Source organism: Cryobacterium inferilacus (genome assembly GCF_019599185.1).
In the GTDB taxonomy this organism is placed as follows: Bacteria; Actinomycetota; Actinomycetes; order Actinomycetales; family Microbacteriaceae; genus Cryobacterium; species Cryobacterium inferilacus.
Genome location: NZ_JAIEUL010000023.1, coordinates 1 through 21,828 on the forward strand (window position 1 = coordinate 1; position 21,828 = coordinate 21,828).

Consider the following 21,828-nt stretch of genomic DNA (forward strand, 5'->3'; position numbering starts at 1 on the left):
GGCCCCCGACCGCGCGACTGCGTGGCCCCCAAAGGCAATACCGGTGGCCCCCGAAGGCAATATTCACTGGCCCCCAAACCCGCAAATACTCAACACTGACTCGGGCACTAGTTTCGGTCCCTCGATGACCAGAAGGAGCCGCTGGATGGACGGGGCCCGTTCGCACAGATCCGTGCAGATCGGTATCTGGGCGTGCAATCTAGCCTTGAGTTCCGTTCTGTCTGTGACAGAAGATAAGTCGATCTGGATGACCGCAGCGCGCGGTTGACCATGCGCGCTGTCACCGCTGGTTACGACCCTGATACCGGGGTGAGATCTCAAGGGGTGGAGGCAACCCAGTTCGTCCCCGAGGAGAAGAATCGGTCGGCATGCTTCAGTGCTTCCTGGCTCTATCGCGGCCGGTCGCCTGGAGCGCCCGCCGATTCGTTGCGTGACCGTCATGATCTCGCCCCTTCGCTTTGGGAGAAATCACGATGTGCCGTCTGTGTGGCAGGGAACGCAGGTATCCGCGTAAGGGATGATCTCGAGCCGAGCTTGGGCGATCGGCCGGGCACAACGATTACAGCGGCCGAACGTGCCGGCTTCGATACGGAGCAGTGCTGCATTGATTTGGGCAACAACTTGGCGAGCCGACTGGGTTGTTGACCAGGCGACGGGATCAATGTGGGGGGCGGCGCGGGGGAGGAGTTCGGTAATGAGCGCTTCGCGCTCACGGAGTTGTTCTTCCAGCTGTCGCCGGAAGCCGGTGAGCTTGTGGTCGTCATCGGTGACGTCGGGGGCGGGAGACGGGAGGGTGGTCATGATGGTTCCTTCAAGGTGGCTTAACGACAAAACGCGCCGCAACTGCGACGCGCTCCTGGTATCGGACTGATCCGGGGTGGAAATGATCAGTGCGGTGGAGCGCGCGTGAGGGAGTGGATGAGGTAAACACGTCCCGCCTGGCTGACCTGGCGGTCACATGAAACACCGGTGGTCGATTCGTTGAGGAAACCGGGTACGGCGTGGGTGCGGTGACCGCATCCGGACGTCGTGCGAGGGGTAAGCATGCCCTCACCATAGCCGTTGCCCCAGTAAAGGCAAGCTAGGCGAGTGAACCGTGGCTGCGGTGCAGCTGACGAGTGTTAGATTACGCCGAGGGCAAGCATGGCGTCGGCGACTCTGGTGAACCCACCGATGTTTGCTCCGGCAACGTAGTTCCCGGGCGAACCGTACTCGTCGGCGGTTTCCAGGCAGCGGTCGTGGATACTGCGCATGATTTCGGCAAGGCGGTCCTGCGTGTACTCGAACGTCCAGGAGTCGCGGGACGCGTTCTGTTGCATCTCGAGAGCGCTGGTCGCAACGCCTCCGGCGTTCACTGCCTTCCCGGGCGCGAATTGCACTTTCGCGGCGGTCAAAAGTCGGACAGCGTCCGGCGTCGTGGGCATGTTGGCACCCTCAGCCACTATCTGGCAGCCGTTGCGGATCAGCGCGGACGCCCCTGCGGCATCAAGCTCGTTCTGTGTGGCGCACGGCAGCGCGATGTCAGTCGGCACATCCCAAATGCGGCCACCATCCACAAATCGGGCCTGCCCGCCACGCAGCACGACGTACTCGGAGATACGGCCTCGGCGGACACTCTTCACCTCCGTGAGAAGCTCCACATCGATCCCGGACGGGTCGACTACATAACCAGCCGAGTCCGAGCACGCGATGACGGTTCCACCGAGCTGATGCACTTTCTCAATCGCATAAATCGCAACGTTCCCCGACCCCGAGACGACAACCTTTTTCCCCTCGATGCTGCTGCCGCGAGAGCGGAGCATTTCGTCTACAAAGAACACTGCTCCGTATCCGGTGGCTTCAGTGCGAACTTGGGACCCACCCCAGGTCAGTCCCTTCCCGGTTAGTGTGCCGGACTCGTACCGATTCGTGATTCGCTTGTACTGGCCGAACATGTATCCCAGTTCGCGCCCGCCGACGCCGATATCGCCGGCTGGAACGTCGGTGTATTCGCCGAGATGGCGGTACAGCTCAGTCATGAATGACTGACAGAACCTCATCACCTCCGCATCAGATCGGCCCTTCGGATCGAAATCGGAGCCGCCCTTACCGCCGCCGATGGGCAACCCGGTCAGAGCGTTCTTGAAAATCTGTTCGAACCCGAGGAACTTCACGATTCCCAAATACACGCTGGGATGGAACCGCAATCCACCCTTGTAGGGGCCGAGGGTGGAACTGAACTCCACCCGAAAACCCCGGTTGACCTCGATTCTGCCGGTATCAGTGACCCACGGCACCCGGAAAATGATCTGTCGCTCGGGTTCGCACAGACGTCGGATGACGGCCGCATCGGCGTACTGCGGATGCTTGGACATCACGGGGCCGAGGGTCTCGAGAACCTCACGGACGGCCTGATGAAATTCTGTTTCTCCCGGGTTGCGGCTCAGGACTTCCTCAAAGATCGGGACAAGCCGCTCGTCTAGTTCAGGCATAGGCCAACCTCCATCGCGATATGGTGAGCCGAAAACAAGTATTCGCTTCGCGACGGAATCCGGCCCCTTCACCGTAGCGGTTTCAACCAGAACCAGTGCGCTTGGCCGCGTGCAGCGCTGTTTCGCTACACACGGCATTCGGCGGCGGTGCCGAGCCGGGTGAGCGCACCGCTCCCGCTGCGTCGTGAACGTGTGGAGGTCCTTGTCCGGGATACCGTGTTCGAGTTGACCAATCTAGTGCTCGGGTACGGGCACAGTACCGACGGCAGAGTGCCCTTCAGCCTCGAGGAGACCAGAATGGTCCACAGCTTCTAGGCGCGCCGCACCTGCTAGTGGTGGGTGGACGTTGCGTGTTTCCTGCTCGGTCGGGTCAGGAACAGGCTGATGCGTTTGAATACTTTGGGCTGGGTCTTAGCGACACCGAGATACACGGCGCGTGGCCGAGAGGTATCCGATATCGGCGTATCCTCTGGATCGACAGAATCGACCGGCAGGTCGAATCGTCCTGTTACTCGAAATCTGCCAGCCACAAGTCAGGGCCGAAGACTTCGTACTGGATGTCTTTAGCCGGTACGCCTCGCCCGATGAGTCCACTGCGGACAGATTGCATGAATACCAAAGGCCCGCAGAGGTAATAATCGGCATCGTCCGGCAGATCAATGGTTGTCACGTCCATGAATCCGGCGAGTTCGCCATCGATCGTTTGCGTCGACTGCGAGGGTTCCACGTACCAAGTGATGAGGGACGCATCTGACAGGCTGGACAGGTCCTCCCTGATCTGCCGGCGTAGTGCGAAAGTATCGGCCGAGTTGTCAGCATGAAGCATCGTCACCTTACGTTGACTGCCCGTCTTGACGAGGTGAGAGAGCATTCCGGCCATGGGGGTGACGCCGATTCCGGCGCTTGCGATGACAACCGGACGGTCGGTGGATTTCAGCACTACGTCGCCGAAAGGAGCGCTGAGCACCACCTCGTCGCCGACGTGGACGCTGTTGTGTAGCAGGTTGGATACCTCTCCGTCTGGCGTCTGGAGCCCATGGACCCTCTTGACGGAGAACTGTCGGTGCAGACCGTCGTCGGCACGGGTGAGACTGTACTGCCGTGGCTGATGCACACCATCCGGCATCAACATCTTGATGGTGACGTACTGCCCAGGAAGAGAGGGTTTGACGTCCCGCTCGTCAACTCTTTCCACCACGAAGGTGACCACGTCGTCCGTTTCCTGGATCCGCTTCGACACACGCCAGCTGCGCCAGACGGTGTCCGACGATAGTCCAGCCATCGCGTACATGCCGCGTTCCTTGTTGATGAGCATGTTGGCCATCAGCCAGTACACCTCGTCCCACGCCGCAGCAACATCGGCAGTGACCGCGTCCCCGAGTACATCGACGATTGCCCACATCAGATGATCGTGAACAACCTGGTACTGGTCAGGACGTAGGCCCAGAGAAACGTGCTTGTGCGAAATGCGTGACAGCAAGTGGTCGGGCAGGTCGTCGGGACTGTTGACCAGGAAAGCGGCGAATGCCGCAACAGATCCTGCCAACGCCTGCTGTTGGCGACCATCAGCTTGATTGCCGCGGTTGAATAGTCCGTCGAAAAGGTCGGGACGTTCAGCGAACATGTGGGCGTAAAACCGCTCGGCGATTTCTTGGATGTTCTCGCCGACGACGGGCAACGTTTGCTCGATGACGGGGAGTGAGGTGTCAGATAACATGCGAACTCCTTCTGGGTCAGCCTCCGTTCGGGTTCCCAGGCCGACCGTTCGGATCGAATTCGGTCGCCATATCGTGCCCCGCGTTGAAAGACCGCTTCTTCCCAGCCTAAGGTCTGGAGAACGACCGGCTTTCTGCCGGCGAAGATGTCGGAGATCCGTTCAGCGGGGCGGTGGGATACCGCCAGAGGCCGGAAAAGCGCATACTGGCGAGATGCCCCGCGCCGCCACGAGTTACAGAACGCTCGCCTCCATCAGCAGAATCACCCTGCTCTGGCATTTGCAGCGCCGCGGCACCATGACCGTGACCGACCTCGCCGAGGCCGCCGGGCTGCACCCGAACACCGCCAGGGAACACCTGCAACGACTAGTCGACGACGGCTTCATCACCTGCCAGCCGGAAAACCGCGAGACCAAGGGTCGTCCCCGAATGCTATACAGCGCCGCCGCCCGTGCCATCGAACCCGGTTCAGTGCGGGCCGCCAAGGCGGAGGCCGCGCACCTCCGCGGCGAGCTGGTGCGCAAGCTCCTGCCTCTCGAGGCCGTCACCAGCACGCCTCGTCAGAACCAGATCGACGCGCTCGACGACCATCTTGACCAGAGCGGCTTCGACTCTGACCACGACCCGGATGGCACCCACGTGCATCTCCACGACTGCCCGTACAGCGAGATGGTGAAGCTGCACCCTGAGGTCTGCGCGGTGCACTACGGCCTGATCCAGACACTCCTCGAGCAGACCGACGGCCCGCTCGTGGCGGACCGAATGCATCCGCTGGTCGGCCCGGACACCTGCACCCTCGACTTACTCGTTCGGGTGCTGGAGCCGGCGAGAGCCCCGGTCCTAAACCCGCAGCCGATTATTCACGGTGTTTCGCGGTTGTCGTGATTTTCGGCAACGGTCAGGCTTGCCCCCGAGGGTGTCACTGACCGTGGTGACTCCCACAGGGCAAGGGGATCACCGTGAAATCACTGAAGAACTCCATCTTCGCGAGGTCTGGTCTGGCCAGCGCTCGGGCCGCCAAGCCCGGCACCGACGGCCCCCTCACCGATACGATCCTCAACTTCGGCCGGTTCCTCCGCCGCGGTGAGACCTCGCCAGACCTCCGTTCGGTGTTCCTCGAGGGCGGCCGTGACGCCGACTCGTTCTACCGTGACCGCTGGACCCATGACAAAGAGGTGCGGTCCACCCACGGGGTGAACTGCACGGGTTCCTGCTCCTGGAAGGTGTACGTCAAGGACGGCATCATCACGTGGGAGACCCAGCAGACCGATTACCCGTCTGTGGGCCCCGATTCGCCCGAGTACGAGCCGCGCGGCTGCCCCCGCGGCGCTGCGTTCAGCTGGTACACCTACTCGCCGACTCGGGTGCGTTACCCCTACGTGCGCGGTGTGCTGCTTGAGCTGTACCGCGCGGCCAAGGCCCGTACCGGTGACCCGGTACTCGCCTGGGCCGAAATCACCGACAACCCAGAAAGCGCCAAGGTGTACAAGAGCGCTCGCGGCCAGGGTGGCCTGGTGCGCGCCAGCTGGGATGAAGCGTCCGAGATCGTCGCCGCCGCGCACGTGCACACCATCAAGAAGTACGGGCCAGACCGTATCGCCGGTTTCTCGCCGATCCCGGCCATGTCGATCGTGTCGCAGGGCGTCGGTAACCGGTTCATCTCCATGCTCGGTGGCACCATGCTCTCGTTCTACGACTGGTACGCAGACCTGCCCGTCGCCAGCCCGCAGGTCTTCGGCGACCAGACGGATGTGCCCGAATCGGCCGACTGGTGGAACTCCAGCTACCTGATCATGTGGGGCTCGAACGTGCCCGTCACCCGCACCCCCGACGCACACTTCATGGTCGAGGCACGTTACAAAGGCCAGAAGGTCATCACCGTCTCGCCCGACTACGCCGACAACTCCAAGTTCGCCGACGAGTGGCTCGCCGTGCACCCTGGCACCGACGGCGCCCTCGCCATCGCGATGGGCCACGTCGTGCTCAAGGAATTTCTGGTCGACCGACGCACCACCCGCTTCGTCGACTACATGAAGCGCTACAGCGACTCCGCCTACCTGATCAGCCTCACCCCGCGTGGCGACGCCTATGTGCCCGGCAAATTCCTCACCGCGGATGCCCTGCCCGGTCTGGCCACGACCGTCGCCAGCGCTGCTTTCAAGACTGTGATGCTCGACCAGAACGGCCAGGCAGTGGTGCCTAACGGCTCCATCGGGCATCGCTTCAGCGAGACCGACGCCGGTACGTGGAACCTCGACCTTGAGGGTGTCGACCCACTGCTCTCGATCGCGGATGCGCCCGACTACGACCGGGCATCCGTCGCCATCGACATGCCCCGCTTCGACGTGGCCCCGGAGACCGACGAAATTGGCGAACAGCACGCCGGCGGCGCCGGCATCGTGCGCCGCGGCGTGCCCGTACGAATGGTGGCCGGCCAGCTGGTCACCACCGTGTTCGACCTGCTGCTCGCCCAGTACGGCGTGGGCCGGGACGAACTGAACCTGCCCGGCTACTGGCCCACCGGCTACGACGACGCCACCTCGCCCGGCACCCCCGCCTGGCAGGAGAGCATCACCTCGGTGCCCCGCCAGGCCGCCGAACGCATCGGCCGCGAGTTCGCGCAGAACGCCGAGGACTCCGACGGCCGCTCGATGATCCTGATGGGCGCCGGCACCAACCACTGGTTCCACTCCGACACCATCTACCGCGCGTTCCTCGCGCTGACCACCATGACCGGCTGCCAGGGGGTCAACGGCGGCGGCTGGGCTCACTACGTGGGCCAGGAGAAGGTGCGCCCGCTCACGGGCTACGGACAGTACGCGTTCGGCCTGGACTGGGTGCGGCCGCCGCGTCAAATGATCGGCACCGGATTCTTCTACCTCGCCACCGACCAGTGGCGCTACGACGGCCTGTCCGCCGACACCCTTTCCAGCCCGCTCGGCTCCGGCGTCTTCAAGGATCGCACGACGGCAGACTGCCTGGTCGAGTCGACTAAGCGCGGCTGGATGCCCGGTTACCCCACCTTCAACCGCAACTCGCTCGACCTCGTCGACGATGCCGCGGCGGCCGGGGTCGAACCGGCCCAGTACGTTGTCGACTCCCTCAACGACGGCAGCCTCGAGTACGCCATCGAAGACCCGGATGCGCCGGAGAACTTCCCGCGCGTCATGGTCGTCTGGCGGGCCAACATTATCGGCTCCTCCGGCAAGGGCAACGAGTACTTCCTCAAGCACCTGCTTGGCACCAAGAGCGCCGTGCGGGCGCCGGAATCGCCGTCGGAGAAGCGCCCGAAGACCATGAAGTGGCACGAGTCCGCCCCGGAGGGCAAGCTCGACCTGATGGTCACCAGCGACTTCCGCATGACGTCGACCACGATCTACAGCGACGTCGTGCTGCCGCCGGCCACCTGGTACGAGAAGAACGACCTGTCCACCACCGACATGCACCCGTTCATCCACTCGTTCAATCCGGCCATCGACCCGCCGTTCCAGTCCAAGACCGACTTCGACATCTTCCACATCCTGGCCGAGAAGATCTCTCAAATGTCGGTGGAGCACCTCGGTGTGCGCAAGGACCTCGTCGCGATCCCGTTGCTGCACGACACCCCGGATGCGATGTCGAGCCCGCACGGCATCGTCGAAGACAACCTGCCGTTGGTTCCCGGTGTCACCATGCCCAAGCTCGTGGTGGTCGAACGTGACTACCCGGCCTTCTTCGAGCGGCTCGGCTCGCTGGGTCCGCTCACCGAGAAGCTCGGTATGGTCACCAAGGGCGTCAAGTTCAATCCCGACGTGGAGGTGGCCTACCTCGGCCAGAAGAACGGCCTCATCGCCAGTGGCCCCACCGCGGGCCGGCCGCAGCTGAAGACGGCCATCCAGGCCTGTGAAATGGTGCTTGCTCTCTCGGGCACCACCAACGGGCGCCTCGGCACCCAGGGCTTCCGCGACATGGAGAAGCGCACAGGTGTGAAGCTGGCGCACCTGGCCAGCGACAACGAGGGTCGCCGGTTCTCCTACCCTGATGTGCAGGGCGCGCCGGTGCCGGTGCTCACCTCCCCGGAGTGGTCGGGCAGCGAGCACGGCGGGCGCCGCTACAGTGCCTTCACGATCAACGTTGAACACCTCAAACCGTGGCACACCCTCACCGGGCGGCAACACTTCTACCTCGACCATGACTGGATGGTGGAGCTCGGCGAGCAGTTGCCGATCTACCGGCCGCCGCTGGACATGCACCGCTTGTTCGAGGACTCCATCGTCGGCTCCACCGCCGCCACCGGAGCCCCCGGCTCGAAGGGTCGCGCCGAGGTTGCCGTGCGATACCTCACGCCGCACTCCAAGTGGTCGATCCACTCCGAGTACCAGGACAACCTGCTGATGCTCTCGCTGTCCCGCGGTGGCCCTACCATCTGGATGTCCCCGCAGGACGCCGACAAGATCGGCGTGCGCGACAACGAGTGGATCGAGTCCTACAACCGCAACGGTGTGGTCGTGGCCCGCGCCATCGTCTCGCACCGGATGCCGGAGGGCACGGTGTACATGTATCACGCGAAGGACCGCACCATCAACGTGCCCGTCGCCGAGACCAGCGGGATGCGCGGTGGCACCAACAACTCGCTCACCCGCATCCTGCTCAAGCCTTCTCACCTGATCGGCGGCTACGCCCAGCTATCGTTTGCTTTCAACTACCTCGGCCCGACCGGGAACCAACGCGACGAGGTCACCGTGATTCGTCGACGCAGCCAGGAGGTTGAGTACTAAATGCGCGTAATGGCTCAAATGTCGATGATCATGAATCTCGACAAATGCATCGGGTGTCACACCTGTTCGGTCACCTGCAAGCAGGTCTGGACCAACCGCACCGGCGTCGAGTACGCCTGGTTCAACAATGTGGAGACCAAGCCCGGCGTGGGCTACCCGCGCCAGTACGAAGACCAGGAGAAGTGGAAGGGTGGCTGGGTGCGCAACAAGCGCGGCCGGCTGAAACTGCGGGCCGGCGGTCGGCTGAGCAAGCTGCTGCACATCTTCGACAACCCCGATCTTCCCGTGATCGACGACTACTACGAGCCGTGGACCTACGACTACGACATGCTCACCACGGCCCCGGCCGGAACCCAGAGCCCGGTCGCCAGGCCCAAGTCGCTCTTGACCGGCAAGAACATGGACATCAAGTGGTCCGGTAACTGGGATGACAACCTCGGTGGCTCGCAGGAGACCGCGGCCGACGACCCCATTCTCGCCACAATGAGCGAGCACGTGAAGATGGAGTTCGAGAACACCTTCATGTTCTACCTGCCGCGCATCTGCGAGCACTGCCTCAACCCCGCCTGTGTCGCGGCCTGCCCCTCCGGCGCCATGTACAAGCGCGAGGAAGACGGCATCGTGCTCGTCGACGAGGACGGCTGCCGCGGTTGGCGCATGTGTGTCTCGGCGTGCCCCTACAAGAAGGTGTACTTCAATCACAAGACCGGCAAGGCCGAGAAGTGCACACTCTGCTACCCCCTGATCGAACAGGGCAAGCCCACCATCTGCTCTGAGACCTGCGTGGGACGCCTGCGCTACCTCGGTCTGATGCTCTATGACGCCGACGCCGTGCTCGCGCAGGCCTCGGTCGAGAACGAGCACGACCTGCTCGACGCCCAGCGCGCCTGCTTCCTCGACCCGTTCGACCCTGAGGTCATCGCGGCTGCTAAGGCCGAGGGCATGGAGGACGACTGGATCCTTGCGGCGCAGAACAGCCCGATCTACAAGATGATCTCCGAGTACAAGATCGCGCTGCCGCTGCACCCCGAATACCGCACCATGCCCATGGTCTGGTACATCCCGCCGCTCTCGCCGGTCGTTGACGTGGTCTCCACCACCCAGGCCGACAGCGAGGATGCCCGCACCCTGTTCGCCGCGATCGACCGCCTGCGCATCCCGGTCGAGTACCTGGCCGGGCTGTTCTCGGCCGGCGACGTGCGCCCCGTGGAGGCGTCGCTGAAGAAGCTCGCCGCGATGCGCTCCTACATGCGCGACATCAACCTCGGCAAGCCGGCCGACGAACGCATCCCGAGAGCCGTGGGCATGACGGGCGAGACGATGGAAGCCATGTACCGGCTCCTCGCGATCGCCAAGTACGAGGACCGCTACGTCATTCCCAAGGCTCACGTGGAGACCGCCCGCGAACTCGACGAGCTCGCCTGCTCGCTCGATACCGACGGTGGCCCCGGCATGGGCGGACCCGGCCAGAATGCTGGACCGTTCGGCCAGGAACCCGGCATGCCGCTGGCTGGCACAGTCTCGAACTACAACGAGATGACCGGCCGTGGCGGTGAGAAGACCAAGCCCACCACGCCGGGTCGGGTCAACCTGCTCAACTGGACCGGCGGCGCCGTGCCCCAGGGAATGTTCCCGCCCAAGAAGAGCCCAGAGGCCACAGCGTGAGAATGCCCAAACTCGCGCCCCGGCGAGTGACGGCGCTCGCTCTCGGCGACGGCGACCGCCGCATCGCGCACATGGCGGCATCCTTGCTGATGGACTACCCCGACGAGGCGCGCCGCGGCCGGTTCTCGGCCGTGGCCGCGTCGGTCGAGAAGCTTCCGGATGGCCTCCGGGCCGCGTTCGGCGCCTTCCTCGACGCCGCAGGGGAGATGAACCAGCAGCAGCTGGAGGTGCACTTCACCGCTACCTTCGACCTCAAACGCAAGTGCTGTCCGTACCTGAGCTACTACGCGGCCGGCGACACCCGTCGCCGCGGGATGGCTCTGGTGCGCTTCGTCGAGGCCTACCGGGCCGCCGGCTGGGAGGTCGCGGCCGACGAACTGCCCGACTACCTGCCGATGGTGCTCGAGTTCTCGGCGCTGAGCGATTCACCGATCGCCGGCGAGCTGCTCTCGGCGCACCGGGACGGCATCGAGGTGCTGCGTGCGGCTCTCGAAAAGGTCAACAGCCCCTACATGCACCTCGTCGAGGCCGTCTGCCTGTCGCTGCCGCCGATCGACGATGCCACCCGTCAGCGTTACCTCGACCTCGTCAATGAGGGTCCACCCACCGAGACCGTCGGCATGACGTTCCTCGGCAATCTCAAACCATTCTCCGCCGACGGCGGATCCAGTGAGGACGTAAGGGTATGACCCCGCTCGACTATCTCCTGTGGGTGGCGTTCCCCTACATCGCCGCCGCCACTTTCGTGGTCGGCCACATCCTGCGCTACCGGTTCGACCAGTTCGGTTGGACCTCCCGCTCCAGCCAGACGTACGAGAACCGGCTGCTGCGCTGGGGGTCACCGATGTTCCACTACGGCATGCTCATGGTGATCGGCGGCCACGTGGTCGGCCTGTTCATTCCCAAGCCGTGGCTGGAATTCTTCGGGGTCACCGAGCATATCTACCACCTCGGGGCTACCTCCCTCGGCAGTATCGCGGCCGTGCTGACCATCGCCGGCCTGGTCATCCTGATCATTCGCCGGCGTCTAGTCACCCGGGTGCACCTGGCCACCACTGTCATGGACAAGGTGATGTATATCTTCCTCGGCGGCACCATTTTGTTCGGTACCATCGCCACGGTTCTGCACCAGGTGTTCGGAGCCGGCTACGACTACCGCGGCTCGATCTCACCCTGGATCCGCAGCTTGTGGGGTTTTCAGCCGCAGCCAGAGCTGATGAGCGATGTGCCGTTCTTTTTCCAGCTGCATGTGCTCACTGCCACCGCTCTGTTCCTGCTCTGGCCGTTCACTCGGCTGGTGCACGTGTTCTCCGCACCGATCGGCTACATCTGGCGCCCCTACGTGATCTACCGCTCCCGCGACACCCACAAAGGTTCCGGTGCTCGCACGGTGAAGCGCGGTTGGGAAAAAGCCGAGCTGCCTGATGTCCGCGTGTCTCCACGAGCCGACGAGCCGGCGAGGCCTTCCCGCTCCCGCACCAACATCCGCCGCTAGGGCCCCGCCCAAACCCGGCCCGCACCTTGCCCGGCCCATCCGGATGGGCGAGCTAGTCGCGACTTGGTCGCTGAGCCGATGTTCGCTGTGGTGCGCCTTGACGAACGAGAGCGACCGGGTGCAAACGGGCCACCTGCACCCTCAGTGCCGCGCGGCGAGAGCCCGGCGTTGAGCGCGCGTGAACATTGCTTCGTCACGACCCACGTCGAGTCGCTAGCCGAGATGGTCGATGCTGACGTCAACCCATCCGGAACCGTAGTCGAGGTAGCCGCGGCCGCCCTGCTCGGGCTCACATAACAGGCTCTCACAAGAGTCCCGGAGCTCCATCGCTACAGCCCATTGAACCGGTATGGGGTAAGGGCCGGTCGTCAGGAATCGAGCTCTCGCCCGGAGGGCCGGCGGTGAGGCTGTCGAAAGTAACCTTGATGAACTCGCCCCGTTGCGCGTAACAGAGGCAGCTCTTGCGCGCCTGGCCGCGCCCATGGTCCAGGCTGGTGTCGGCGCCACTGCGTGCATAACTCCCGCAACTGCAGAGGCGCGTCGGGCGCCACCGCGGAACTCCGGGGGAGACCTGAGTGTCGCACAGGGAATTGCAGGAGTTCCGAAGATCGGCCGGGTTCAGTCGTCCACCGGGAACCGGTAACTGGGCTGGCTGTGCGTTAGCCGGGGTAGGGGGCGTTGGGGCGGGCGTAGTAGATCCAGGCCAACGCGGTGCAGAAGACGCAGAACACGGCGCAGCCGATGAAGAACGCGGTGGGGCTGATCGCCGTGAGCGCGATGCCCACGATGAACGGACCGAACGCCGCTATCGCCGAGGTCCAGGCGATGGCCCCGCCGGCTTGACGCTTGGGGAAAATCATCGGCATTTGCTTGAAGGTGCCACCGTTGGCCAGGCCGGCGAAGAAGAAGATGATCAGCATGCCGGTGAGAAAGCCCCAAAACTCGCTGACGCTCGACGGGGTGAGGAAGAACGCGGTCAGCACGGTGCCCACGACCATGCCGGCGCCACCGACGAAGGTGAAGATAGCGCCGCCAAATTTGTCGCAGAACGGGCCGCTCGCGGCACGCACTGCGGCTCCCACGACGGGGCCGATGAATGCGAACGCCAGCGGGTTAGGCGCATCCGGGAAGTCACCGTAGACGTTGAGGATGATCAGGCCCATCTGGGCAGCTAGGCCGCTGTAGGCGCCGAAGCTCATCAGGTAGATGGCGGTCATGATCCAGGTGTGCTTGACCCGGAAGATGTCGATCTGCTGGGCGAAATTGGCCGTGATCGGCACCCGGCGCAGGTACAGAATCGAGAGCACCATGGCGAGCACGGCCCAGGGGATGAGCACCAGCCCACCGTTGTGCAGCCACACGAGTTCACCGTTGGCACTCGACTGCGGAGTCAGCGCGGCCGTGCCGAGCAGGCCGAAGCCCACCACCCAGGGCAGCAGCAGTTGGATCAATCCGATACCGAAGTTGCCCAGGCCCGCCTGCAGGCCGAGCGCCGTGCCGGCGAGGCGCTTGGGAAAGAAGTAGCTGGTGGACGCCATGAGGCCGGAGAACGCGCCGCCGCCGATGCCGGCCGAAAAAGACAGGCAGAGAAGCACCCAGAACGGGGTCGACGTGTCGCGCACAGCGAGGGTCCAACCGAGCATCGGCAGGATCAGCAGCCCAGACGACATCACCACCAGATTGCGGGTTCCCATGATGGGCGGAAGGAACATGAACACCAGGCGCAGGATTCCGGCTGCCAGGCCGGGCAGCGCCACCAGCCAGTACAGCTGGCTCGATGAGAGCGAATAGCCGATGTCGTTGAGCCGAGGCGCGATCGCGCTCACCAGGTACCACGAGGCGAACGCGAGGGTGAGGCTGAACGTGGTGATCCACAGTGTTCGCCAGGCGAGTTTGGAATCCCAGGTCTCTTCGTTCTCCGGGTCCCAGTTGGACAGGTCCGGTTCGAGACGGCTGCTAGCGGCGGTGGAAGCGGCTGACATGAGAGCTCCTGGTTTCCGTTGGATGTGAAAGCGCGCCCTGATGGTGTGCCCACGGTCAGCCTGACCGCCGCCGGAGAACCCGACAACGAGCGAACACCGTGAAAAATGATTAGCGACCGATACGGCCGGCCTGCGAAGCGGCGGGAACGGCCGTGGGGGCGAGCCCGAACAGTTCGGGGTTAGGGTCGGTGTATGTCCGGCGCTCTGATCCCCGTGCACCCCATTGAGCCTTTGGCCGATGCTGTGCCGGTCGGACCTGCCCCGACGGGGGGTGGCCGGCTCGTGGACACCCTGAATCGTCCCCTGCACGATCTGCGCCTCTCGGTCACCGACCGGTGCAACTTCCGCTGCGTGTACTGCATGCCCAAGGAGATCTTCGGCAAGGACTTCGCCTTCATGCCCCGGGGCGACATGCTCTCCTTCGAGGAGATGACCCGGCTGGCGCGCATCTCGGTGGCGCACGGGGTGGAGAAGATCCGGCTCACCGGCGGCGAACCGCTGCTGCGCAAGGGCCTCGAAGAGCTCATCGAGAGGCTCGCGGCTCTCCGCACCCCCGCCGGCAAGCCGGTGGACATCGCCCTCACCACCAACGGTTCGGCTCTGGCGATGAAGGCCCAGGCGCTCAAGGACGCCGGCCTGAAGCGGGTGACCGTGTCGCTGGACTCGTTGGACGACGCCACCTTCCGCACCATGAACGACGTCAACTTTCCGGTCGCCCGCATCCTCGCCGGCCTCGACGCCGCGCACGCCGTGGGTCTGGGCCCGATCAAGATCAACATGGTGGTCAAGCGTGGTCAGAACGACCACGACATCGTCAACATGGCCAGGCACTTCAAGGGCACGCCGTACATCCTGCGGTTCATCGAGTTCATGGACGTCGGCACCAGCAACGGTTGGGACCTGACCGCGGTGCTGCCCTCCAGTGAGGTGCGCGATCGCATCCACGCCGAACTGCCGCTGGAAGAGGTGGCACCGAACTACACCGGCGAGACCAGCCGGCGGTGGCGCTACCAGGACGGCGAGGGCGAGATCGGCCTGATCTCCAGCGTCACCCAGTCGTTCTGCCACACCTGCTCCCGGGCCCGAGTGTCCACCGACGGCAAGCTGTTCACCTGCCTGTTCGCCAGCGAGGGCCACGACCTGCGCGAGCTGCTCCGAAACGGCAGCACCGACGAGCAGCTCTCCGATGCGATGGGATCCATCTGGAGGCGGCGCACCGACCAGGCGTCGGCGCTGCGAAGCTCCCAGACCGGAGCGGTGCGCTCCTCGGGCGCAAAGAAGATCGAGATGTCCTACATCGGCGGCTGACCCCAACTGGCGCCGGTTTAACCGCACGCTGCTACTGTAAAAACATGGTTACGACCACGCAGAACGATGCCCGGCATACCGCCCTGGCCAGTGAGCCGCGCCGTCGAGCGCTCGCCCTGATCACTGAGTCCGCCGAACCGTTGGGCGTGGGCGCCGTTGCCGAGGCCCTCGGCTTGCACATCACCACCGCCCGTTTTCACCTGGAACAGCTCGAGGCCGCCGGGCTCGTGGAGCGCCAGGCAGCCCGGGCCGGCCAGCGCGGTCGACCCCAGGTGCTGTTCAGCGCGGTAGCGGCACCGCTGCCGCTTGAAACGGCCCAACAGCAGCTCGCCCAGGCCCTCGCCGCCGTCATTAGCGAAGACGAGGACGGTGGCCGAGCCCGGTCGGTGCGTGCCGGCGAGCGCTGGTCGGCGCAGTACGCGGCCGTGGCCGATGCCGTGGCGCCTGACGCCCCCGACACCACCGACGCACCGGTCGGCAACATCGTGCCCCCGCTGCTACGCGTGCTGACCGAGATCGGCTTCGAGCCTGAGTTACGGCCCGACGAGACCACGATCGCACTCACCGCATGCCCGTTCCGGGCCGAAGCGCGAGCGAATCCCGACGTGGTCTGTTCGGTACACCTCGGTCTCATCAAGGGGCTGGCGAGTTCCCTCGGGCACGACGCCGAGGGCATCCGTCTGGAGCCCTTCGTGCAGCCGACACTCTGCCTCGTGCACCTGCCCGCTACGGGTTAGGCCACGTAGGAGGAGACGTCCACCTGGGTGGTCACGTCGACGTAGACGTCGCCGTCGATGATGGTGAGGGGGTAGACGGGGACGGGTTCGGAGGCCGGCAGGGTGCGGGCGCGCCCGGTGGAGAGCTCGAACCGGCCGCCGTGTGCCCAACACTCCAAGTCGTCGCCCTCGACGAAGCCGTCGGAGAGGGAGATGTCGGCGTGTGAACACATGTCACCCAGGGCGAAGCAGTTGCCGGCGCTGTCCTTCACCAGAGCCACTGCCACACCGTCAACCATCACCTTGATCGCTTCACCGAGCTCCAGCTCGGATTCTGCGCACACCCTGGTTGCCACCTGCTCCTCATTTCCGCCGGTCGATTTCGACTCCGGCCTTGACGATGGGACGAACGTCCCGATTAAAAGGATACCGATCATCTAAAGTGGCCCTCTAGGGTCATTCGACCCGGCCGAAGGAGAAAACCATGACCGCCGAACCGATCACCCTGTCCTCCAGCCGCCCCGGCGCTGTCGATGCCGAGGCCACCACTGGGACACCTGCAGCGCACGCCTGCGCCTGCGGTCATGAAGACGAAGAGAAGATCGTCCTGGATTCCCGCACCATCCCGCACGCCATTCGTCACGCCACCATCTTCGGGGCCCTCGGCGCTATCAAGCCCGGCTTCGCCCTCGACCTGATTGCCTCGCACAACCCGCTGCCGCTGCTCGGCCAGCTTGAAAGCAGCCGCCCCGGCGAGTTCCTCGTCTCCTACCTGGAGAACGGGCCCGAAACCTGGACCATCCGCCTCACCCGCGCGAACTGATCCACCGCCAGCCTGACCTGACCTCGAGACCTGACAGCCGCCGCCAATGACCACGCCCAGCCCGTATCGCCGTACCGGCAGTGCCGCTCGCGGCACCGGTCCGACGGTGCGGCCCAACGTCACCGGTCGGCTGGCCTTCCTGCTCTTGGGCGGCATCGCCCTGCTCGCTGGACTCAACGGCGCCCTGCTCCTGCTCGGCGTCTGGGCGCCCATCGCCAGCACCCGCCTGCCTGAGGTGCACGGGCCGTTGATGGTGTTCGGGTTCGTCGGCACCGTCGTGGTGCTCGAGCGGGCCGTGGCCGTACGCCGCGGCTGGGCCTATCTCTCGCCCGGTCTGCTCGGGGCCGGTGGCATCGCGCTCATCTCTCCGCTACCGGTGATCGTGGGCCAGGCCGCCCTGGTCGCCGGCAGCGCCGTGCTGCTGGCCATCTACGCCGAGATCTGGCGCAAACAGGCCGCGGTCTCAACGGGCGTGCAGGTACTCGGTGCTGTGGCCGGTCTGATGGCCACGATCTTCTGGTTGCGTGGCATCGGCATCCCACAGCTGGCTCCGCTGCTCATCCTGTACCTGGTTCTCACCATCGCCGGTGAGCGCCTCGAACTCTCCCGCATCTCACCCACGGTCGACCAGCGGGCCGAATCGTGGATGCTCGGCATCGGCCTGGCCCTCTGCTTCGGCGCCGTCGTGGCCCTGGTCTGGCCGGTCGCCGGCTATCCGCTGCTGGGTATCGGCATGCTCGCGCTGGTGGTCTGGTTGTTCCGGCACGACGTGGCCACCCGCCTGGTGCGCTCGACCGGGCTGCCCCGCTACATGGCCTGCTGCCTGCTGGCTGGTTACGGCTGGTTGGTTGTGGTTGGCGGCATCTGGCTGCTCCAGGGTGCGGTGTACTCCGGGCCCGGCTACGACGCCATGATGCACGCGGTTTTCCTCGGCTTCGTGGTGTCGATGATCATGGCCCACGCACCCACGATCCTGCCGGCCGTGCTGCGCCGGCCGCTGCCCTATCGGCCGATCATGTACCTGCCGGCGGCACTGCTGCACCTCTCACTGCTGGCCCGGGTGCTCCTCGGCGACGCCTACGGCTGGCCGGTGCTGGTGCAGTGGGGCGGAATCGTCAACATTATCGCTGTGCTCCTGTTCGTAGTTGTCGCCGTGGTCTCGGTACTCTGGGGCGCCGCCTCGCCGGCCCGCACGGCGCCGCGGGTGGCCCGCACGCCGGTCGCGGCAGAGGCTGTCGCTGCCGTGCTGACCACCTCGAGCACCGTGCCGTCCTCAGCGCCGGGCCGGGGGTCGCTGCTATGAAAGACAAGCTCTGGCACATCGTCTCCGGCAGCCTCGTTCCCGCCTGGCTGGCCGCCGCGGTGATCTTCACCCTGCTGCACCGGATGGTGCCCGAATCGGGCTGGCTGCTCGTGCACCTGCTGCTGCTCGGCGCGGTGAGCACCGCCATCCTGATCTGGAGCCAGCACTTCGCCGACACCCTGCTGCGGCGCAAGGCCCTCGGCCATCGGCTCTCGCTCGGCCTGCGGCTCTGCGCACACACCGTGGGCTCGGTGTTGGTGATGACGGGCATGGTCATCGATGGATACCCACTCGTGCTGGTCGGCGGCATCCTGGTGGGACTCACGGCGCTGGCCCACGCCGCGGTGATCATCATGCAGACCCGAGGGGCGATGCCCGGCCGGTTCGCCCCGCTCATTCGCTACTACGTCGCCAGCGCCGGCATGCTCGCGGTCGGCGTGACCCTGGGCATCCTGATGGCGCGCCTGGACGGTGGCGGCGAGGACTACGAACGGCTGTTCATCGGCCACCTGGCACTGAACCTGCTCGGCTGGGTGGGGCTCACCGTGATCGGCACCATCGCTCTGCTCTGGCCCACCGTGCTGCACACCCGCATCGCGGGCGCCACCGTGGCTGCCGGCCACACCCTCACGGTGCTGGTGGGGGGCCTCGGCCTCGTCGCGCTCGGCTGCCTGGCCGACCTGCGCCTGGTCGTGGCGCTCGGCATCCTGGTCTACCTGGCAGCGCTCGGCCGGGTGCTCTGGGAGGGCGCCGGCCACCTGCGCCGGGCGCCCGCCGCCAATTTCGCGGCCTGGAGCCTCGGCGCAGCTCAGGTCTGGTTTGCCCTCTGCACCCTCGGGTTCGGGCTGCAGATCGCGCTGGCCCCCAGCTGGACGGCCGCGGCCGCCGGTGTGGAAACCCTGGTGCCCTACTTCGCGATCGGCTTCGCCGCCCAGATCCTGCTCGGTGCCCTCAGCCACCTGGTGCCCGTCGTGCTCGGCGGCGGACCCGCCGCCCTAAAGGCCACCGCGGCCGAGCTCGACCGCGGCGGCCTGTTCCGGGTAGTCGTCGTCAACGGCGGCCTGGCCCTGTCACTGCTCCCGATCTCCAGCACCCTCACGGTGGCGCTATCGATGCTGATCGTGGCCACCCTGGCCAGCTTCCTGGCGCTGTTCACCCGAGCCCTCCGTGCCAACCGCCGCGCGCGCGCCCTGCCGCTCGTGCGCGTGGCACCTGGCGAACGACCGGTGAAGACCGAGCGACCGCGCACCACTGGGAGGATGCTCGCGGCCGCGACCGTGCTACTGCTCACGGTCACCGTGGGCATCGTCATCGACCCCGCCTCGGTGGGCCTCTCGACGGTGGCAGCTCCGGCCACCAGTGCCGCCGCGGAATCCACCGTGACCGGGCACACCACCACGGTGGCCGTGGACATGATCGACACCCGCTTCGTGCCCGACCGCATCGAGGTGCCGGTCGGCGACGAGTTGGTGATCACGCTCACGAACAGCGATGACATGGTGCACAACCTGGTGCTCGAATCCGGCCTGGTCTCCGGCTCGCTCGACCCCGGCGCCTCCGAGACCGTGAACGTGGGAGTGATCGGTGCGAGCGTAGACGGCTGGTGCTCGATCGCCGGCCACCGGTTGCTGGGCATGGAGATCAGCATCGTCGCGGTGGGCGGCGACGAGGCCGGCAGCGGTGCCGCCGCCGACGGCACGGGAACGGGCGGAACGGCAACGGGCGGAACGGGGATGGACGGCATGGCCGCGCACGACTCGCACGCCGGCCACGGCTCCGCCACGACCGGGGCCTCCGCCGCCGACGACATCGACCCGATGGCCGAACCCGACGCCGGCTTCGAGGCGAGGGATGCGTCGTTGCCGCCCGCCGCCTCCGCCACCGTGCATCGCCAGACCCTCACCGTGCAGAACGTGATGACCGAGGTGGCGCCGGGGGTAACCCAGATGCTGTGGACCTTCAACGGCACCGCTCCCGGCCCCACCCTGCGCGGAAAGGTAGGTGATGTGTTCGAGATCACCCTGGTGAATGAGGGAACGATGGGCCATTCCATCGACTTCCACGCGGGCACGGTCGCGCCGGATGACAACATGCGCACCATCCAACCGGGCGCAAGTCTGGTCTACACCTTCACCGCCACCCGGTCGGGCATCTGGCTGTACCACTGCTCCACCATGCCGATGTCGGTGCACATCGCCAACGGCATGTTCGGTGCCGTGATCATCGATCCGCCCGGCCTGGCCGAGGTGGACCGCGAGTACCTCGTGGTGCAGTCCGAGCTCTACCTTGGCGCGCAGGGCGGCGAGGTGGACGACGTTAAGGTGGAGGCGCAGACCCCCGACCTGATGGTCTTCAACGGCTACGCCAACCAGTACGCTGCCCGTCCCCTGCAGGCCAGAGTCGGCGAGACCGTGCGGGTCTGGGTGCTGGATGCCGGACCGAATGTGGGCAGCGCCTTCCACGTGGTCGGCGGCCAGTTCCACACCGTCTACAAGGAGGGCGACTATTCGCTGAAAGACGGCGGCAGCACCGGCACCGGCGGCTCCCAGGTGCTCGACCTCGCCGCCGCGCAGGGTGGATTTGTGGAGCTCACCTTCTCCGAGGCGGGGCACTACCCTTTCGTGAGCCACATCATGTCGGATGCTGAAAAGGGCGCCCGCGGCATCCTCGAGGTGCTGCCGTGAGCGAGCAGGCGCCGACCCTGCACGTGCTGCCCCTGCGTGCGCTGCCTCTGCGTGCGCTGCCCTTGCGCGCGGTGCCGCTCCGCAGCACCTGTGGACGGCCGCATCCGTGCCCGCCCGCCATGCAGCGACGAATACTCGAACAGATCGTCCTGTTCCAGGGGCTGTCCGGCGACGAGCTGGCGTCGATCGGCACACGGATGACCTCGCTGGCCTGGTCCGCGGGTGAGGCCCTGTTCAGTGCGGGGGAGCCGGCCGAGCATGTGTACCTCCTCGCAGCGGGTCAGGCAAAGGCCTTCCGCACCACCGCCACCGGACAGCGCACCAGCCTGGACTTCTTCGGCCCCGGCGACGTGCTCGGCGGCCTCACCTGGGCAGGCGGCAGCGGTTACACCGAGACGGCCCTCGCCATGGTCACCACCTGCGCCCTACAGATCGACGCCGGAGCCTTCCGCGAAGTGATGCTCGCGCATCCCTCCGTAGCGCTGGGCGTGCTCGACGTCGTGTCCGGTCGCCTCGCCCGCGCTCGTTCCTCCGAGCAGGACCAGGCCTCGGCCACGGTGACCGAACGGGTGGCGAGCGGCCTGCTGCGCCTGGCCGACATCTTCGGGGTGCCGGGCGACGCATCCGGCAGCACCCTGATCCAGCTGCCGCTCACCCGGGCCGACCTGGCCGCCATGGCCGGCACCAGTGCGGAGTCGGTGTCGCGCGCGATGAGCCGGCTGCGTCGAGCCGGCCTGATCGAGACCGGACGCCGGTGGACCGCGGTGCTCGACGCGGACGGCCTGCGCGCGGCGAAGTAGCCATCCGGCCCACCCCGTCCAACGGGTACCTGCGGATAAGTGACGGCCGTCATGGTCCGCTCCGAGGGGGCGACGTAACGTCGTGATCACCCCGGCATTCCGGGGCTGA

General features: G+C 65.7%; 16 protein-coding genes. 11 read left to right on the forward strand and 5 right to left on the reverse strand.

Annotation, left to right across the window (positions count from 1 at the left end; translation table 11 throughout):
* Positions 1-468: 468 nt before the first annotated feature.
* The 3 genes from K2F54_RS16385 to K2F54_RS16395 all read right to left on the reverse strand — a co-directional run bounded on the left by K2F54_RS16385 (position 469) and on the right by K2F54_RS16395 (position 4,188).
* On the reverse strand, positions 469-801 hold the full coding sequence (locus K2F54_RS16385; RefSeq protein ID WP_220606932.1) for a TraR/DksA family transcriptional regulator: 333 nt from the start codon (positions 799-801) through the stop codon (positions 469-471).
* A gap of 320 nt (positions 802-1,121) precedes the next feature.
* A complete protein-coding gene (gene gdhA / locus K2F54_RS16390; protein WP_220606933.1) occupies positions 1,122-2,471 on the reverse strand; it encodes an NADP-specific glutamate dehydrogenase in 1,350 nt (449 codons plus the stop codon).
* Between the two features lie 508 nt (positions 2,472-2,979).
* Positions 2,980-4,188, reverse strand: coding sequence for a globin domain-containing protein (locus K2F54_RS16395; protein ID WP_220606934.1), 1,209 nt, complete (start codon positions 4,186-4,188; stop codon positions 2,980-2,982).
* A 211-nt stretch (positions 4,189-4,399) separates the two neighbouring features.
* On the opposite strand from K2F54_RS16395, the gene K2F54_RS16400 reads away from it, so the two are divergent.
* The 5 genes from K2F54_RS16400 to narI all read left to right on the forward strand — a co-directional run bounded on the left by K2F54_RS16400 (position 4,400) and on the right by narI (position 12,103).
* Positions 4,400-5,071, forward strand: a complete 672-nt coding sequence (locus K2F54_RS16400) for a helix-turn-helix transcriptional regulator (RefSeq protein WP_220606935.1) — start codon at positions 4,400-4,402, stop codon at positions 5,069-5,071.
* Between the two features lie 113 nt (positions 5,072-5,184).
* The gene (locus K2F54_RS16405; protein WP_220606977.1) at positions 5,185-8,943 is read left to right on the forward strand and encodes a nitrate reductase subunit alpha; all 3,759 of its coding nucleotides are present in this window, start codon (positions 5,185-5,187) and stop codon (positions 8,941-8,943) included.
* The gene (gene narH / locus K2F54_RS16410; RefSeq protein WP_220606936.1) at positions 8,944-10,608 is read left to right on the forward strand and encodes a nitrate reductase subunit beta; all 1,665 of its coding nucleotides are present in this window, start codon (positions 8,944-8,946) and stop codon (positions 10,606-10,608) included.
* A 2-nt stretch (positions 10,609-10,610) separates the two neighbouring features.
* Positions 10,611-11,297 (forward strand): nitrate reductase molybdenum cofactor assembly chaperone, encoded by a 687-nt coding sequence (gene narJ, locus K2F54_RS16415; RefSeq protein ID WP_220606937.1) that lies wholly within the window; start codon positions 10,611-10,613, stop codon positions 11,295-11,297.
* Positions 11,294-12,103, forward strand: a complete 810-nt coding sequence (gene narI, locus K2F54_RS16420; RefSeq protein ID WP_220606938.1) for a respiratory nitrate reductase subunit gamma — start codon at positions 11,294-11,296, stop codon at positions 12,101-12,103. The genes narJ and narI overlap by 4 nt, the downstream gene beginning before the upstream one ends.
* A gap of 659 nt (positions 12,104-12,762) precedes the next feature.
* Here the strand turns inward: narI and K2F54_RS16425 are convergent.
* Positions 12,763-14,085, reverse strand: coding sequence for an MFS transporter (locus K2F54_RS16425; protein WP_220606939.1), 1,323 nt, complete (start codon positions 14,083-14,085; stop codon positions 12,763-12,765).
* Between the two features lie 282 nt (positions 14,086-14,367).
* Here K2F54_RS16425 and moaA point away from each other — a divergent pair, with 282 nt between their 5' ends.
* Both moaA and K2F54_RS16435 read left to right on the forward strand, forming a co-directional pair.
* Positions 14,368-15,393, forward strand: coding sequence for a GTP 3',8-cyclase MoaA (moaA, locus tag K2F54_RS16430; RefSeq protein ID WP_308287711.1), 1,026 nt, complete (start codon positions 14,368-14,370; stop codon positions 15,391-15,393).
* A gap of 44 nt (positions 15,394-15,437) precedes the next feature.
* The gene (locus tag K2F54_RS16435; protein ID WP_220606941.1) at positions 15,438-16,130 is read left to right on the forward strand and encodes a helix-turn-helix transcriptional regulator; all 693 of its coding nucleotides are present in this window, start codon (positions 15,438-15,440) and stop codon (positions 16,128-16,130) included.
* Here the strand turns inward: K2F54_RS16435 and K2F54_RS16440 are convergent.
* Positions 16,127-16,465: a non-heme iron oxygenase ferredoxin subunit gene (locus tag K2F54_RS16440; RefSeq protein ID WP_308287712.1), complete on the reverse strand. Its 339-nt coding sequence runs from the start codon at positions 16,463-16,465 to the stop codon at positions 16,127-16,129. The two genes, K2F54_RS16435 and K2F54_RS16440, sit on opposite strands and share 4 nt — an antisense overlap.
* A 128-nt stretch (positions 16,466-16,593) precedes the next feature.
* On the opposite strand from K2F54_RS16440, the gene K2F54_RS16445 reads away from it, so the two are divergent.
* The 4 genes from K2F54_RS16445 to K2F54_RS16460 are packed head-to-tail and all read left to right on the forward strand — an operon-like array spanning position 16,594 to position 21,719.
* Positions 16,594-16,932, forward strand: coding sequence for a DUF2249 domain-containing protein (locus tag K2F54_RS16445; protein ID WP_220606943.1), 339 nt, complete (start codon positions 16,594-16,596; stop codon positions 16,930-16,932).
* 46 nt (positions 16,933-16,978) lie between these two features.
* Complete coding sequence (locus K2F54_RS16450; protein WP_220606944.1) at positions 16,979-18,235, forward strand: DUF8744 domain-containing protein; 1,257 nt, start codon at positions 16,979-16,981, stop codon at positions 18,233-18,235.
* Positions 18,232-20,919: a multicopper oxidase domain-containing protein gene (locus K2F54_RS16455; RefSeq protein ID WP_220606945.1), complete on the forward strand. Its 2,688-nt coding sequence runs from the start codon at positions 18,232-18,234 to the stop codon at positions 20,917-20,919. The genes K2F54_RS16450 and K2F54_RS16455 overlap by 4 nt, the downstream gene beginning before the upstream one ends.
* A complete protein-coding gene (locus K2F54_RS16460; RefSeq protein ID WP_308287713.1) occupies positions 20,916-21,719 on the forward strand; it encodes a Crp/Fnr family transcriptional regulator in 804 nt (267 codons plus the stop codon). Before K2F54_RS16455 ends, K2F54_RS16460 begins: the two co-directional genes overlap by 4 nt.
* The last annotated feature ends 109 nt before the right edge of the window (positions 21,720-21,828 follow it).